The organism is Microcoleus sp. CAWBG58 (assembly GCF_020883045.1).
Taxonomy (GTDB): domain Bacteria; phylum Cyanobacteriota; class Cyanobacteriia; order Cyanobacteriales; family Microcoleaceae; genus Microcoleus.
On sequence record NZ_JAHRFA010000122.1, the window covers coordinates 1 to 16,028 of the forward strand.

General features: G+C 46.5%; 13 protein-coding genes and 1 pseudogene. 7 read left to right on the forward strand and 7 right to left on the reverse strand.

Annotation, left to right across the window (positions count from 1 at the left end; genetic code table 11):
• Positions 1–106: 106 nt before the first annotated feature.
• The 5 genes and pseudogenes from QZ918_RS30900 to QZ918_RS30920 all read right to left on the reverse strand — a co-directional run bounded on the left by QZ918_RS30900 (position 107) and on the right by QZ918_RS30920 (position 6,776).
• Positions 107–1,742 (reverse strand): annotated as a pseudogene (locus QZ918_RS30900) (IS1182 family transposase).
• Between the two features lie 121 nt (positions 1,743–1,863).
• Positions 1,864–4,878 (reverse strand): PAS domain-containing sensor histidine kinase, encoded by a 3,015-nt coding sequence (locus QZ918_RS30905; RefSeq protein WP_293342382.1) that lies wholly within the window; start codon positions 4,876–4,878, stop codon positions 1,864–1,866.
• Positions 4,879–4,911: 33 nt separating this feature from the next.
• A complete protein-coding gene (locus QZ918_RS30910) occupies positions 4,912–5,037 on the reverse strand; it encodes a hypothetical protein (protein WP_293342385.1) in 126 nt (41 codons plus the stop codon).
• 123 nt (positions 5,038–5,160) lie between these two features.
• The gene (locus tag QZ918_RS30915) at positions 5,161–6,210 is read right to left on the reverse strand and encodes an RRXRR domain-containing protein (protein ID WP_293342387.1); all 1,050 of its coding nucleotides are present in this window, start codon (positions 6,208–6,210) and stop codon (positions 5,161–5,163) included.
• A 275-nt stretch (positions 6,211–6,485) separates the two neighbouring features.
• Positions 6,486–6,776: a hypothetical protein gene (locus QZ918_RS30920; protein ID WP_293342389.1), complete on the reverse strand. Its 291-nt coding sequence runs from the start codon at positions 6,774–6,776 to the stop codon at positions 6,486–6,488.
• Positions 6,777–7,070: 294 nt separating this feature from the next.
• On the opposite strand from QZ918_RS30920, the gene trpD reads away from it, so the two are divergent.
• Positions 7,071–8,186, forward strand: a complete 1,116-nt coding sequence (gene trpD, locus QZ918_RS30925) for an anthranilate phosphoribosyltransferase (protein WP_293342410.1) — start codon at positions 7,071–7,073, stop codon at positions 8,184–8,186.
• A gap of 468 nt (positions 8,187–8,654) precedes the next feature.
• On the opposite strand, the gene QZ918_RS30930 is transcribed toward trpD, so the two are convergent.
• On the reverse strand, positions 8,655–9,398 hold the full coding sequence (locus tag QZ918_RS30930; protein ID WP_293342392.1) for a retropepsin-like aspartic protease family protein: 744 nt from the start codon (positions 9,396–9,398) through the stop codon (positions 8,655–8,657).
• 135 nt (positions 9,399–9,533) lie between these two features.
• Between QZ918_RS30930 and carA the strand changes: the two genes are divergently transcribed.
• The 6 genes from carA to QZ918_RS30960 all read left to right on the forward strand — a co-directional run bounded on the left by carA (position 9,534) and on the right by QZ918_RS30960 (position 15,696).
• Positions 9,534–10,685, forward strand: coding sequence for a glutamine-hydrolyzing carbamoyl-phosphate synthase small subunit (gene carA / locus QZ918_RS30935; protein ID WP_293342395.1), 1,152 nt, complete (start codon positions 9,534–9,536; stop codon positions 10,683–10,685).
• A 283-nt stretch (positions 10,686–10,968) separates the two neighbouring features.
• Positions 10,969–11,325: an STAS domain-containing protein gene (locus QZ918_RS30940; protein ID WP_293155451.1), complete on the forward strand. Its 357-nt coding sequence runs from the start codon at positions 10,969–10,971 to the stop codon at positions 11,323–11,325.
• Between the two features lie 395 nt (positions 11,326–11,720).
• The gene (locus QZ918_RS30945) at positions 11,721–12,503 is read left to right on the forward strand and encodes a PEP-CTERM sorting domain-containing protein (RefSeq protein ID WP_293342398.1); all 783 of its coding nucleotides are present in this window, start codon (positions 11,721–11,723) and stop codon (positions 12,501–12,503) included.
• Positions 12,504–12,783: 280 nt separating this feature from the next.
• Positions 12,784–13,239, forward strand: coding sequence for a Mini-ribonuclease 3 (locus QZ918_RS30950; RefSeq protein ID WP_293342401.1), 456 nt, complete (start codon positions 12,784–12,786; stop codon positions 13,237–13,239).
• 236 nt (positions 13,240–13,475) lie between these two features.
• Positions 13,476–14,924, forward strand: a complete 1,449-nt coding sequence (rlmB, locus tag QZ918_RS30955; protein WP_293342404.1) for a 23S rRNA (guanosine(2251)-2'-O)-methyltransferase RlmB — start codon at positions 13,476–13,478, stop codon at positions 14,922–14,924.
• A gap of 493 nt (positions 14,925–15,417) precedes the next feature.
• Positions 15,418–15,696 (forward strand): DUF1816 domain-containing protein, encoded by a 279-nt coding sequence (locus QZ918_RS30960; protein WP_293342407.1) that lies wholly within the window; start codon positions 15,418–15,420, stop codon positions 15,694–15,696.
• Positions 15,697–15,882: 186 nt separating this feature from the next.
• On the opposite strand, the gene QZ918_RS30965 is transcribed toward QZ918_RS30960, so the two are convergent.
• The coding region (locus QZ918_RS30965) for an alpha/beta fold hydrolase (RefSeq protein WP_367275473.1) at positions 15,883–16,028 on the reverse strand (146 nt) is incomplete at its 5' end.

The following is a 16,028-nucleotide window of genomic DNA, read 5'->3' on the forward strand; positions in this document are numbered from 1 at the left end:
CCTTTAATACTTGTTGAAGAGTTTCTCTTGTCTCGGAACTCAGGAATTTCTTGCTAGGCATTGACTTTTTATAAAGATGGTTATATTGTATTATACAATATGCGTTTTAAATGCACAACAGCTTACGAGTCTTACCAATCGGAATGTCGCGCCAAAAAGCCCACATTCTAGACAAATTCATCGCAGCAGCAGTCACAATATGTTGCAGACGAGTTTTGGCAAGACCCATGTAACGAGCGTCGCGCAAACCAAAAACACGAATTCCTTGAGACAAGGAACTTTCAACGCCAGCCCTGAGAGCATAACGCTGCTTAAAATCTTCGGTATGTTGTCTAGCCCTACCCTTGGCTAAAGCCTCATAAAGAGGTTGAGGCCTAAGAGTCAAAACACGGGCGCTTGCTGGCGAGTGAGTACATTGAGAACGAACAGGACAAGCAGCGCAATCGGGCCGACGAAAACGTACTTGAATAGTCGGATTGCCATAATTATCCGAGCGTGGATGCCAGGATTTGCTGACCTTACCTTGCGGACAAATAGCCTGCTGATGCTCCCAATCAACGGTAAAACAAGAAAGATCGAAGCCTTGCTGCGCTTTTTCTTGCCAGCTAGAGTCAGAGGGTACTCGACCAACGAGCTCGATACCTAATTCTGTTTCACTTGTGAGTAAGTGTTGAGCATCAACATAAGCAGTATCGACAAGATGTTCTTGTGGCAACAAGTGTTTATCAGCTAAAGATTGATGAATCACCTGAGTCATTTCAACATCTCCAATACTTGCAGGTGTTGTTTCCACATTGGTAATCAAATGAGGTAAATCTCGATCGCAAGTTTCTGTAAGATGTACTGCATAACCCGTCCAATTGGTATCTCTTTTTGTCCGATTGCGAGCCTCAATATCATAAGGGGATATAATTAACTGCTTGTGGGGTGGTAAATCATCGGCTTCTCGCCAATAAACCTTGCCGGACGATACCCCATATTGCTGTATCCACACACAGCGTAAAATTTCTACCGCTTTGAGCTGACGCAACCATTCAGGACTCAAGGGGTGATACAAAGCTGACAATAAGTGATGACCATCACAGCCAATTGTCAATAGCAAGCTTTGTTTTTCGGTTTCAGATGAAGGCAATCGATACTGCTCAAATCTCGTGCCATAACGCTCAGACCAATCCGGATTGACTACTGTTAATAACCATTCATCCGCCACGGTGGCTAGCTGATTTAAAGCATGACGTAAAGTTTCTCCAACGCATTCTAGGCGGTTCCTGAAAGCGGATGGCTCCGATTACGTGAGTTGAGTCAGTTCTGGCTTTCCCTCTGGCTTTTAGCCATCCCCGATCGATAAAATGTGCTAGCATTTGATCGAGTAATTGACTTTCACGTCCCGCAGCAATTAACCGACTTCGACCCTCGCTTAAAACTGAATAATCGAAGCCACTATCAGTAATTTCTAGCCCCAAAGCATACTTCCAATCTATACGACTTCTCACCGCTTCTGCTGCTTGTCGGTCAGTCAATCCCTCGGCAAATTGCATCACACTGATTAATGCTAATTGTCCAGGTGATAATGCACTTTGACCACAGTCGGCTCGAAACAAGGTGATAAAGTCAGTATCTTCGTACAACACTCCTAATTCGTCCCGCATTTTCATATATGGATTTCCTTTGGGAAAGGAGGTTCGTGCAACAGTTGCTGTCATTTCTGGAATCGATGACCAGTTGCGGGGGTGAAGAGTCATAATAGATTATTTAATGCGGTGCGTGATTACATAATCATTCTGCCTATTCTCTACGGCGATGCCTGAGGGGTTTCACCCCTCAGACATTCGCCAACAGTCTCTTTCTAATCGCCGGGGCTTCTTACACACTAATTTGCTCGATCGGCATTTCGATGATAAATTCGGCTCCTTGGCCCGGTGCAGACACGCAAGTCAGCATTCCGCCGTGCTCTTGGAGGACTTTGTAGGAAATGGACAGGCCTAAACCGGTGCCTTTGCCTGCGGGTTTGGTGGTAAAAAAGGCCTCGAATAACTGCTGGCAAACTTCTTTGGGCATACCGGGGCCGTTGTCAGAAACCCGAATTACAGCATTGGAGTTTTGGACTTCCGTCTTAATTTTAATCTTGCTGCGGTTAGCTTTGGCTTCGAGAGCCGATCGCCCTGCGTTGTATTCCTCGATCGCGTCGATCGCATTTCCGATCAAATTCATAAACACCTGATTGATTTTACCGGAATAGCACTCAACTAAAGGCAAGTTGCCATATTCTTTAATTACGGCTATTTCGGGATAGTTGTCTCGGGCTCTCAGGCGGCTTTGCAGGATTAACAGCGTCCCTTCAATGCCTTCGTGTAGATTAACCTTGGTCATTTGAGAATCGTCTTTGCGAGAGAAATTTCTGAGCGATCGCACAATTTCCCGAATGCGATCGGCTCCAATCTGCATCGAAGAGATAGCTTTTGGCAAATCTTCCAAGAGAAAATCTAGCTCGATATCCTCAATTTTCTGTTGAATTGATGCCGGCGGCTGCGGGCAGTGTTCCTGATACATCTCGATCAAATTCAGCAAATCTTCGGTATAGTGACCTATGTGGACGAGATTGCCGCAAACGCTACTAACGGGATTGTTAATTTCGTGAGCAACACCGGCTACCATTTGACCGAGGGTAGACATTTTCTCGGTGTGAATTAATACTGCTTGAGTTTGCTGCAATTCCTGTAAAGTATATTCGAGCTGAAGTTTTTGCTGGGTTAACTCGGTTTGCGATCGCAGCAAAGCTTCCTCGCTGCGTTTTTGTTCGGAAATATCAGTAATTAACCCTTCCAAGGCGAGCAATTCGCCTGAGTCGGAATATACTCCCAAACCTTGCTCCCAAACCCATTTTAATTCGCCGTTTTTAGAAGTTATGCGGTAGTTTAACTGATATGGTCGATTTTCTCGCAGGGCAATTTCTACGGCATTACAGAAGATTTCGCGATCGTCCGGGTGAGTCAATTCCGAGAGAGAAACTTGCCGGGTGCCGATAAATTCTTCGGGAGAATAGCCGGATAATTGATAGCAGCCTTCGCTGACAAACTCCATACTGCGATCGGCATCGTTGCGAAAGCGGTAGGCCATCCCCGGCAAATTGCTCATTAGGGTAGACAAGGCGCGCTGGCTTTCCCGCAGGGCTTCTTCTGCGTGTTTGCGATCGGTAATATCTGTCATCACCACGAGCACGCAGAGTTCCCCCTCCAAATGAATCAATTCGGCTGACACCAAACACACCACCACCGATCCCGACTTCACCCGAAATTCGCATTCGGCGTTGCGAACAACACCCTGTACTTGCAGCAATTGCCTAAAATCAAGTCTGTTTTGAGGCTTTACCCAAATATTTAATCCCGCTACTGTATTGCAGGTCATTTCTTCTAAACTGTAACCAGTTATCGATAAAAAACTATCATTAGCTTCTATAAAACGACCCTCAGCAAAAGTAGTAATAGTCATTGGATCTGGACTCGATCGAAAAGCCTTAGAAAACTTTTCCTCCGACAAACTCAACCTTTTAATAGCTTCTTCCAACTGACTTGTCCGCTCTTTAACCCGGCATTCCAATACCTCGTTAGCCTGCTTCAGAGCAACCTCTGCCTCCACCCGATAAGTGATATCGCGCACCACGGCTTGCAGCCGCATTTTGCCGCCGATATCCATAGAAGTTAACAGCACTTCCGCCGGAAACTCTGAACCGTCCAAACGGCAGTGTACCCAGTCAAAACGACTATTTCCTGTTTCCATAGCCGTATTAATTCGCTCTAGAGAAAGACTCATAGAATCTTGCCCGTTCGGTTGCAGCCGCGGGCTAAATTCCGAAGGATGCTTGCCACAAAACTCCGATTCACTGCTGCATCCAAATAAAGTTAAAGTAGCCGGATTGCAATCTAAAAAACTCTTTTCGTCTAGCAGCATTACCGCATCTGTCGTCGATTCGTACAGAGTGCGAAACTTTTTTTCTGAAGCTTGCAAAGAAGCAATCAACTGCATTCTTTCTTCTCCAGCCTGCTTTTGCGTAGTAATGTCCTGCATTACTTGAGAAAAGCCCTGTAACTCTCCGCTTTCATCCCGCAAAGGAGTCACAATAATCTTCGCCCAAAATCGGGAGCCATTTTGGCGGAACCGGTAGCCTTCACTTTGATATCTACCTCTTTCGCTAGCTGTGATTAATTTTTCTTGGGGTTTGCCAATTGCAATATCTTCATGCGTATAAAAGCATTCAGAATTTTTCCCAACTATTTCGCTAGATTCATACCCCAAAATTCTTTTGGCTCCCGAATTCCAGCTTGCTACATACCCCTTAGTATCTAGCATGAATATAGCATAATCTTTAACACCTTCTATTACCATTCGCAGGCGTTCTTCACTTTCTCTAAGCCTAGATTCGGCATTTTTGCGCTGGGTAATATCTTCGACAAAACCTTCGTAGTAGAGCAATTGACCGCCTGGGTTGCGGACTGCGCGGGCATTTTCCGCGATCCAAATTACTGTTCCATCTCTGCGATAAATCTGCGACTCAAAATCTGACACGATGCCTTTTGCTTGTAAAGCAGAAATAAAATCATTGCGGCGATCGGGATTGACGTAAAGCTGATCGCTAATATTAGTCAGACTGTCCATCAATTCTTCGGCAGAATTATATCCGTAGATGCGAGCCAAAGCTGGGTTAGCGCTGATGTAGCGACCGTCATGGGTTGTTTGGAAAATGCCGGAAACAGCATTTTCAAACATACTCTGATATTTTGCTTCCATTTGGTGCAGTGCCTCCTCTATATTCAGGCATTCTATCCTTTTATTTTCTAATTTACAGTCGTTCGTTTTGTTTGCTAATTTTTGGTGTGCCATTTTTGAATACCCTGGTGTGTTTTTGTGAAAGATTCAATATTTTTGACTGTCTGTTAGTAGTAGAGATGCTGGATCGCCACGTCGATAAATCCACCGCCAAGCCTTGCGATCGTTGCTGTCAACCCTTAATTGCTTGCAACACATATCAGGACACAACACAACGTTGTGTCCCTAGAGAATATGTGTATTCGCTCCCAGCGAGAGCGGCTAGAGTCTGAGATTCTCCGGACACTGCTGTATTTATTGACTTCATCAGAAAAATTGGTTTGAAACCCCGTCCTTCTAGGACGGCTTTACAATGTTTGCAATGCGCCACGAGTTGTAAGCCAAAAACTTACAATCTGCGGGTAATGCGTTTTGGGTTAGACGCTTGCCAGTTTTTAACTCGTGCAAGCTAATTGTTTTTCGGTGTGGTTCTTTCTTTGTAGGAGATTCTTGCCATCCGCCAACATAACAGAACCCATATTTAGGATGTTTAACGATCGAACCACGCTTAAACCCCGCACTTAAAGTGCCACCGTACCGAGAGCGGATATGACCTGTAGAATGCTGCAAACGATGGAGTTGCCTGCGATGAAACTCCATAGGGATTACTTCTATTAGCTTGGTATTGTCAGGTTGAATGTGTCCCCCTATATACCAATTAGCTAATACCCAAGAATCAATGCAGTGAGCCTCAAACTTCTTCGATAGCTTCTGTTTGGATTTTTTGAGTCCTAAACTTTGACGTAGCTCATAAGTATCGTTTCCCGATCTAATCTCAAGATGGGCGAGCTTTCTAAGTTCAGAATAGAACCAGTGTTTGCCCACTTCTAGAGGGCTAAACGATACATTCCACTTGTGTCCATTTTTCCAGGTACGAGCTTTGATGTCCTCTACAACAAAAGCTGATACGTAAAACATAGAAGTCAGCCAGTTAACCATCCTTAATTTCCACTGCCACCGTGCCTTAGTAGATGGGGGAATCCGATTTTTGTTAGCCAACCTATTGGTTCGATTTTGACGGCACGGTGTATTGCGAAACCTTCGAGTACGTCGCATATTGCGCTTGACTTCTACATGGTCTTTTGCCCAATCAACGGCATGAGTTTGGATGTTTAAGTAAGTGTGCGATTTAGATTTAACGGTAAATCCTTCGCGCTTGCTACCCGGATCGATTCCTACCGCAATGGGCTGATAGTTGTAGTTTGAAGGCTCTACGTTGAGTCGGACACAAAATACTCCTTTTTTCCAGAATGGTGTTGCCACCCCCGACTTAACCCAGCGCTTGGCGCGGCTTGGGGTAGTCGGCATTAACGGTCTATTTTCACTGTTAACAACGGGTACAAACATTTACGGTAAGTCCTATTTATAGGTATATATTTCCCACTAGCCACTGACTGGAGCGAGTTGGTTAAAAACGCTGCGGTGGCATTCTTAACATCTTGCGGGATACCACTCCCAAACAGTTCAGTTTGTCTTTTTGACACAGGCTAGACACTTTTTTAGTCTCGAATTTGTGAAGGTGGTGAGTCTCCCTCTTTCAAGCCCCATGCCTTCAGGCTGGGGTTAGTGACCTACTGCGCCGTTAGTTGTTAGTAGAGTTAGGAAAGTTTAACCGATAGGGTCTATTTTATTTTGAGCGACAAATGACTGTCGCAATCGGATTTGCCAACCAATCTGCTGAAAGTTGCGATCGCTCGATGCTCCCCTCGCCTGTTAAAAGCTTCCTGAATAGTTGAGGAATAGTAGTACAGGCTGAAATTAGCTGTAAACTGTTTTTTCCTGTTTCGGCAGTGACTTTGACAACGATCGCTCCAAAGTACAGTACCAACTGCTGATTTTTTTAGAAGATCGCCCGATCGGCTGGCTAACTTGCTGCAAGCAATCCGCCACTCTAGCTGAATGCTGGCCACCAATGCTGCCAGTTACCCTTGATTTTTGCTGGCAGATTATATAGCTGACGGTCGATCGCTCTTTAGTAGATGAGGCCCTTGTCTAAAATTGTCACAATCCGAGGGAGCATTGTTGTATCAAAAAATTCATATTGAGTTAGTTTCTTGGAATAAATTCTGTAGCCATGCTGTCATTTCGGCAAAAATTTGGGTCAGGGCGCGCCAAATGTCGGCAGCAACTCTGGTAAAATCCCGATCGACACTCGGCCCATGCCCGACATCAAAAAGCCCACCCAGCAAACAATTCATCGTCGCTACATGACTGATTCTCCCGTACTTACAACAGCAGATATATCCGCAGCTTCAACTTTGACAGCGGACTCTCCCCTGTGGCCAGCCCTGCTGCAACAACTGTTAGACAGACAATCTCTCTCCCACGCCCAAGCCACCGACTTAATGCAGGGATGGCTGGCAGAAGCCATACCCCCCGTGCTTTCAGGAGCCATTTTAGCAGCCCTCCAAGCCAAAGGCATCTCGGCCTCAGAATTAGCAGGAATGGCTCAGGTATTGCAGTCTCAGTCCCTGACGGGCGAGTCCCAGAGCATTGTCGATCGCCAATCTCCCATCTCGAATCTCAAATTAATTGATACTTGCGGCACCGGCGGCGATGGTGCGTCCACATTTAACATTTCCACTGCTGTAGCCTTTGTGGCTGCTGCGGGAAAAGTTCGAGTCGCCAAACACGGAAATCGATCGGCATCCAGCAAAGTCGGTTCGGCTGACGTGTTGGAAGCACTCGGAGTCAACCTGGGCGCCGATCCTGCGAAGGTAAAAGCCGCTGTGGACGAAGTAGGAATCACCTTTTTATTTGCGCCTGGGTGGCATCCCGCACTTAAGGCTGTAGCGTCGCTGCGGCGCACTTTGAAGGTGCGGACTGTTTTTAACCTTTTAGGGCCGCTCGTCAATCCTATGCGCCCTACAGGGCAGGTAATTGGGGTGTTCGATCCCAGTCTGGTATCAACTATTGCCCAAGCTTTGGGCGAGTTGGGAACTGAGTTGGCGATAGTCGTTCACGGCCGAGAAAAGTTGGATGAGGCGGGTTTGGGTGATGTGACGGATTTGGCGGTTTTGTCGGGCGGCCAGGTTGAACTGACGAGTTTACACCCGGAACAGGTAGGATTGACGCCAAGTGCGATCGGCTCGTTAAAAGGCGGAAATGTTGAGGAAAACGCCGAGATTTTGAGCAACGTGTTGCAAGGCAAAGGTACAGCAGCACAAATGGATGTTGTTGCTTTGAATGCGTCTTTGGCTTTTCAGGTGGGAGGTGTAATTCCGATCGGTTCCCACGCAGCAGGAGTTAGTTTGGCCAAGGAGATTTTATCGAGTGGTGAATCTTGGTTGAAGTTGCAGCAGTTGGTGGAGTTTTTGCGTTGAGTAAATAAGTTCCGCAGTGCGATCGATGTGTGAGATTTAACAGGTATTGAAGGATATTAGCAGGGTGCATCTCATGAATGAAAATATACTCGTAGGGGTATCGCATTTCGGCAGTAAATCTCTGATTATCACTCATAAATTATGTGCCGAAATGCTTCGCCCTTGCCAGAATGAGATGCACCCACCAGATGCAACCATCGGGAATTCTATCCATTACATCCGTCAAATCCCGCACATTGCTCTTTTTGGTAATCGAGAATTCTATCTGTTACATCCGTTAAATCCCGCACATTGCTCAGGGAGCATCCCGATTGTGCAAACATATCCGCAAGGGCGAAGCATTCGCGCCTGTATGTTATCGACTATAGGAGAGATTGTTAGCGCGAATGCTTCGCCCTACAAAAACGGGATGCTCTCCATTGCTCATTGCCGAACTTCCTTCTTCCTTCTTTCTTCTTCCTTCTTCCTTCACACTCGCGTGCGAAATTCAATCACATCTTGCTTAATAGTCACATCTTTATTACCAAAAAAATCGTGACCGAGCAGCCCAATTTCTAGTGCTGGGGAGATGGGTACAACTATATTATTAATCGCCAAACCGCCAGCTTCAATTGAAGTAAGACTGCCGAGAGAAAAAGTAGCCTCTCCGTTCGGAGTTTTTGCTTGCACGGTTCCTTTAGGAACTATCCCCAAAGCGGTAGCCATTGCTGGTGTAATGACGGTGCGACTGGCTCCCGAATCTACCATCATCTCAAACTTTTGTTTGCCGTTAAAGGTGACTTCTATGACTGGGATATTAGCTTCTCGGCGTTTAATTTTGACTAGAAACACTCCCGACTTGGTATCAGGCGAAGCAGGCGCAGCAGGCGCAGCAGGCGCAGCAGGTGAAGCAGGTGCAGTGGGTGGAGTTGATTCTTGAGGGGCAAAACCGCATACCGATCGACTCAAGCTGACAGTTTGGCCGCTGGAGTTCCGCATAAAGCATCCCTCGCTCTCTTGAGCTGTCGCTCGCGAAGAGTAGACGGCGGTATCAAGTAAAATTGAGCTGCTCAGAGAAATAACTGCTGTAAAAGCCAGTAAAGGTTTTCGCAGGTTTTGAGGGTTCGGCAGAGACTTCATTGAATTGGAAGATAAAGGTAAGGGAGATTGACCGATCGTAATTTGATGAAACAGTTTAGGTCGATCGTAACAACGACAACTGCCTTTTGGCATAGACAACCCTGGACTCCGGCACCAACACATTCTGCCTCGGCTGGCACAAATTCCAATAATATCTGTATATTGCCGGCTAGCATCAAATCCCAGGCAGTGGTAAGAATTAACCAAACGACTGTAATTAAGGATGCCATGTCACTTTCAACTGCACAACCCGCTCTCCTAGTCCTAGCTGACGGTACTGCTTACCGCGGCTGGTCTTTTGGCGCTGACGCCACCGTCGTCGGCGAGGTCGTATTCAACACGGGAATGACGGGCTATCAAGAAGTTTTGACCGATCCGAGCTATTGCGGTCAAATTGTCACTTTTACTTATCCAGAATTGGGCAATACCGGGGTAAATCTCGAAGATGAAGAATCTGCACGGCCGCAAATTCGAGGTGCGATCGCCCGTAACGTATGCAGCCGACCCAGCAACTGGCGCTGCTCGCAATCCCTGCAAGACTACCTAAAACAGTACGACATCCCAGGTATTTACGGCATCGATACCCGCGCCCTGACTCGCAAAATTCGCACCGTGGGAGCCATTAACGGCGGCATTTCGACGGTAATTCTCGACCAGGCGGAGCTTTTGGAGCAAGTCCAAGACGCCCCCAGCATGGCCGGGCTGAATCTGGTGAAGGAAGTAACCACCCGCGAGGTTTACGAGTGGTCTGAAGCTACAGATGCCGTATGGGAGTTCAGTCCGACAGTTAAGCCGGATAGCGGCGAAATGTGGACGGTGGTAGCCCTAGACTTTGGGGTTAAGCGCAACATCCTGCGCCGTTTGGCGAGTTACGGCTGTCGGGTAATTGTTGTACCCGCCGACACGTCAGCCGAGGCAATTCTCAAATACAACCCGGATGGCATTTTTCTGTCCAACGGGCCTGGAGATCCTTCGGCGGTAACGGAGGGGATCGCGACGGCGAAAGCTTTGTTGAAGTCCGACAAACCTGTGTTCGGCATCTGTATGGGACACCAGATTCTGGGCATTTCCTTAGGTGCAGAAACTTTTAAACTGAAGTTCGGCCACCGGGGATTGAATCATCCGGCAGGTTTAACTCAGCAGGTAGAAATTACTAGCCAAAATCACGGTTTTGCGATCGACCCTGATTCCCTAGTCCCGGAAGTAGAAATTACTCACCTCAACTTGAACGATCGCACCGTAGCCGGATTGAAGCACAAAACCTTGCCCCTGTTCTCAGTCCAGTACCACCCAGAAGCCAGTCCGGGCCCCCACGACGCTGACTATTTGTTCGATCGATTCGTCCAGTCAATGCGAGACAATCAGAAAGTACCAGCTTAGTCATTGGTCAATAGTCAATAGTCATTAGTCATTAGGACACATGACCAATGACTGATGACCAATGCCCAATGACCAATCACCAATGCCCCATGCCCCATGCCCCATGCCCCATGACCAATGCCCCATGCCCCATGACCAATGCCCCATGCCCCATGCCCCATGCCCCATGACCAATGCCCCATGACTAATGACCAAAAAACTGTAGACAAAATACCAAAAAACTCCTATAATGAAGCCTCGACTTTAAGCCATACCTAGCTAGGAGGGTGTCATTCCTGAGTCATTGACCCTGACCGTTAGCCTCAGAGGCACTCGCGAAGTCAAGAATAACCATCAGTTATTTCGCTTGACTGGCCTGCTGGACGCTTTTTCTGAGGCCACTTTTCGGAAGGTACTAAGCAAATGTATTGACGAGGGCCCAAAACACGTAATTTTGGACTTGTCTCAGATAGATTTTGTGGATAGTTCCGGCTTGGGCGCACTTGTGCAACTTGTCAAGAAAGCCCAAACCATGGAAGGGACATTGCAAATTGTCTCAAATCCCCGCGTAACTCAGACTGTTAAACTGGTTCGCTTAGAGAAATTTTTGTCTTTGCAGCCTTCGGTTGATGAGGCGGTAAAAAACGTCAAGGATGCTTGACGCTACAGTGGGTTTAATTAGCTATCCGGCGATCGATGCTGGATAGCAAATTTTTATATTATTGAAAAATTGATACTTGACAGTTGACACATAGGGGTTGTGTCCTCGTGATTGCGTTTTAGAGTCAATTAAATAGAGCTTGCTGAATAAAACTAGAAAGCTTGCCATATAGGGGGTTCAAGATTTCTTGGCTCTACCCAAGAGCAAGTTATAGGATTATAGAGGCTTAAAATCCTTGTACTTTCCTTGTTAGTTTCTGAATAAATTTGGAAATTTAGCAATAAACCTACTATTTTTTTAGCTGTATAGCCTCATTTTTCGACTACCTACACTTTTTCAACAAGCCCTAAATATGATTTAAAGTCTCAAAAAAACCCAATTACAAACGAACAGTTATGAGTGGAAAGTCAGGGCAAACATTTTTAAAATATTTGGCAGCGATCGCCATCGCCTCCACAGCGACATTAACCGCGATCGTTCCAAAAGTTCAGGCAGCAGTTCTCACCTACAATTTTGATACTCGTCTGTTTAACGGGTATTTCAAAATCAATAAAATAGACCAGTCAAAATTGGACGAACTGGCAGCAAGTGCAGCAGTAAATCCTTTTTTTGATGGCATGATATCGCAACCTATAATCGAAGGCAAGTTGTTTTACAAACAAACTACATACAATTATGACACGAGGGAAACAATTGAAGGCGACCCTACCATAAATCCCACTTTTCAGAACTTAGTAGGAGAGCCAAATTCATTTATATCCTACGTTTCCTATTATTACGGTCGTTTCAGTCAAAATCAACTGCATTTGGATGGATTAGTAAGTAACGGGTTGAATAGCCAGTCATGGGTTAATAGAGTTCTGCCAAGCGACAATTACGCAGGACATATTGACAAAATTTCATTTGGTTTAAGTTGGAGTCTGAGCAGCAATGTATTTGGCAGCACTGTGCTCAGTTATTTGAGACAATCTCGCGAACGTAACGGTGTGCGAGATTATCTTTTGGACAGATATTATCCACCACAAGCAGATTCTATTAATTACGAGTTGGTTTCAGAGGATGACTTTGCACAACCAGTTCCCGAACCGATCGCAGTTGCAGGTACGGCTTTAGGCTTAGCAGGAATTGCAGGATTAAAGCATAAGAAAAAACGCACAGATTTAAGTGCCAAAAACTAAGACAACTTACGCACCCCAGGTACAAAACTGGGTTTTATTGCGAAAATCCTTCCACCTCGCTGGAGATTAGCTAAAATAACTGCTTTCTTGGATATTCATGCGTTCGGAATAGGCCGATTGTGACTTACCTAACATTCCTGTTTCCCTGGCTGACTGGAAAATCTCCATATTGTGGTTACGCTCAAAGACAAAAGATGCTATTATTAGCGACAGCGAACGAATGCAGAACAACCTAAGTGAATGTAAAAATCAAGCTGTGCGGAAATTTTATTAAAAAAGTATGTCGCCGATCGCCGATGACAACCCAAAGCTGAGTCTGACAGAACTCGGTTTAGATCGAATCCATCCTCCGAGGGCGACACCCGCAGAAATAGAAAGAATTTCGCCCGCAGCATGGGCATATTTGGGGGATGCAGTTTACGAACTCTACATTCGGAGTTCGTATTTAATGCCACCGAGAAGATTGCAAGCTTATCACGAATTGGTGGTGGGGCAAGTACGAGCAGAAACTCAAGCGCGTCACTTGCGATCGATCTCTCCTTACTTGAACAGTACAGAATTAGCAATTGTCAAGCGCGGCCGCAATGCCGTATCGGGCCGTTCTAAGCGAGCAGATCCAGAAATATACCAACAAGCCACCAGCTTAGAAACGCTGGTTGGATATTTGTACCTGACAGACCCCGAAAGATTGACCGAAATTTTGGGATTTTTACAACTTGAGACTGAAAATATTTAGCCGTTGAAATTTTAGAAGCGGTGAGGAATTAATTGATAATTCTGGCAAGGTTAGCGTAAAAGAGCAAAAAGCTCGCCAAGACAAACACGATTGATATGTCGAACGTTAGCAAGTTAAGCAGCAGTAAAATCCTTGCTCCCTCAATCTAACATCTAAAATCTCAAAGCCCTAAGATTGCTCCCTCAATCCTAAATCCCAAATCTAAAATCTAAAATCGTGTTGACCACAACAAACAAATGAGAAAATTTACTAGACCAAACTCCTCGCGATCGAATTCCGACAGCAAGCCCTGGAACAGCGAAGGCCGCCGTCAGGACTCACAGCCGTCCTCTGCCCGGTTTGAACGCAAGCCCCGTCCCGAGACTCGCGGAACCGACGCCCCTCAAAAGCGATCGACCTTTTCGCCCCAATCCCGAGAAATGCCCGTGCGAGCAATTTTCAAACGGAGAATCGATTCCGACAGCCAACCGCCCACCGGCAGAAATAATTTCCCAGACAGAGACAGAGACAAAGACGGATACAGCAGCCCGCGGCCAGCCCGCAACAATTTCCGAGACAGAGACAGCAGCCCGCAGGAATCCCGCAGCAATTTCCGAGATAGATACAAAGACAGAGACAGCAGCCCGCAGGAATCCCGCAACAATTTCCGAGACAGAGACAGAGACGGAAGCCCACAGCCAGCCCGCAACAATTTCCGAGACAGAGACGGCAGCCCACAGCCAGCCCGCAACAATTTCCGAGACAGAAACAGAGACAGCAGCCCGCAGGAATCCCGGGGCAATTATTACAAAGACAGAGACAAAAACAGAGACAGAGACAGCAGCCCACCGGAATTCCGCGGCAACCATTTCCGAGACAGAGACAAAGACAGAGACACTCGCCCGGTAGACACGCAGTCAAATACAGTCGTGCAGCCAGACGCAGACACAGATGACATGATTTACGGCCGCCATGCAGTGCAAGCAGCTTTAGAAACAAACCAAGTCCTGAACCGAATTTGGGTTGTCCCGCACCTGCGCTACGATCCCCGCTTTCACAGCTTGCTAACCGAAGCCAAGGCCAACGGCAGCATTATCGACGAAGTTGACGATTTGCGCCTCGACTACATCACGCGCAAGGCAAACCACCAAGGCGTAGCCGCCCAAGTATCAGCTTACGAATACCTGGATTTGAGTGAACTGATCGCACAGGCTAAGGCTGCTTGTGCAGATCCCGTAATTGTGGTAGCCGAAGGACTCAACGATCCCCACAATCTAGGGGCGATTATTCGCACCGCAGAAGCATTGGGAGCTCAGGGGATGGTGATTCCGCAGCGACGGGCAGTTGGGATTACCTCGGCAGTGAGAAAAGTGTCAGCCGGCGCATTGGAAAGCCTGCCAGTGGCAAGGGTTGTGAATCTTAACCGGGCCTTGGAAGAATTGAAAGAGGCTGGATTCTGGATTTACGGCACAGCAGCAGGCGTGGGTGACTCATTAGAGACAATCAACTTCTCCGGGCCGACTGTTTTAGTTGTGGGCGGTGAAGCTGACGGTTTGAGCCTTTTGATACAGCGCGGATGTGATGGATTAGTTTCAATTCCTTTAAGGGGAAAGACTCCTAGCCTGAATGTCTCGGTAGCAACGGGAATGGCTTTATACGAAATTTACCGCCAGCGCGGGCCGAAAAAATTTCACGTCCACGGATAGTGAAATTGGTTGAAAAAAACAGCACAACAGAGTAATTTATGTAAGTAGCTAAAGCCTGGTTATCGGTGTCTCTAGCTACTGAGACCTCACTAGCAAAATCCCGAGTAGAATCTCACCTGGGAAAACACCTAATATGTACTCAAATTAGAGCGCAACTGCATAACAAACAGATAACTCTGAGGATAAAGCACTTTGGTTATTCCCAATTGATCGGCAACTACGGTGATGCAAAATATGCGACTACCGCCAAAATATTGAGCGGTAGCACACTCTGAACAAGTAATAATACATCGGCCGCCCTTACGGACAGGCGAAAGTAGAAGGAGCCTTCTCCCTACTTTCCAACAGGAAATCGACACCAATCTATTTAGATATTAACTTTAAATAGGTTTGGATTGATTCTTTGTAGCATTAAAGCCGCGTAAATAACAAAAGCGCAGGCGTTGCCCGCAGCACCCTGAAAACACCGTTAAATACATTAGAAGAAAAGCAGATGAAAGAACTCTTGATTAGCTTGCTCAACTTTTTCGGATTGGCTTGGTGGGTTGAAGTGAAAACTTCAGCGCCGCGGTGCATTTACTATTTTGGCCCCTTCTTGACGGCTCAAGAGGCGGAATCGGCAAAAGGAGGATATGTAGAAGATATAGAAAATGAAGGTGCAGAAGGTCTTAGTGTTTCCATTCAGCGTTGCAAACCTATTGCTTTGACGGTTGCAGATGATTTGGGAAAGTTTGGTGAGGGAGGGTTTTTGCCTGTTTTGAGCGGCCAGTAGCAGCAGCAGGAATTTTGAGTTTTGAGTTGTCAATTCAAATCCGGTAATATCGGAATTATACTATGCAAGCTAACCCCGATCGCTCTTCGGGACGCTCGCACTGTTTAACTCGGATGCCAACGCCAACGATATAGCTTCAAAACTCTAGACGGTTGGATGATTGATTGCTTCTGAAAAATTCAAAACTCAAGACTCGGAATTGCCCACTGCTTGGGGGTGACTCTCAATCCACCGATCGATATCTGTGACTACCCGATCGGGAATTTCCCAAGGAAATAAGTGGGCTGTATTGGGATAGCACTGCCACTGACTGTCATGAAGGTGGCGGGCTG

What these genes read in the sequence shown, in the direction of transcription:
- QZ918_RS30905 (WP_293342382.1), bottom strand. Translation starts at nt 4,878, where the DNA reads ATGGCACACCAAAAATTAGCAAACAAAACGAACGACTGTAAATTAGAA.
- QZ918_RS30915 (WP_293342387.1), bottom strand. Translation starts at nt 6,210, where the DNA reads ATGTTTGTACCCGTTGTTAACAGTGAAAATAGACCGTTAATGCCGACT.
- trpD (WP_293342410.1), top strand. Translation starts at nt 7,071, where the DNA reads ATGACTGATTCTCCCGTACTTACAACAGCAGATATATCCGCAGCTTCA.
- QZ918_RS30930 (WP_293342392.1), bottom strand. Translation starts at nt 9,398, where the DNA reads ATGCCAAAAGGCAGTTGTCGTTGTTACGATCGACCTAAACTGTTTCAT.
- carA (WP_293342395.1), top strand. Translation starts at nt 9,534, where the DNA reads ATGTCACTTTCAACTGCACAACCCGCTCTCCTAGTCCTAGCTGACGGT.
- QZ918_RS30945 (WP_293342398.1), top strand. Translation starts at nt 11,721, where the DNA reads ATGAGTGGAAAGTCAGGGCAAACATTTTTAAAATATTTGGCAGCGATC.
- QZ918_RS30950 (WP_293342401.1), top strand. Translation starts at nt 12,784, where the DNA reads ATGTCGCCGATCGCCGATGACAACCCAAAGCTGAGTCTGACAGAACTC.
- rlmB (WP_293342404.1), top strand. Translation starts at nt 13,476, where the DNA reads ATGAGAAAATTTACTAGACCAAACTCCTCGCGATCGAATTCCGACAGC.
- QZ918_RS30960 (WP_293342407.1), top strand. Translation starts at nt 15,418, where the DNA reads ATGAAAGAACTCTTGATTAGCTTGCTCAACTTTTTCGGATTGGCTTGG.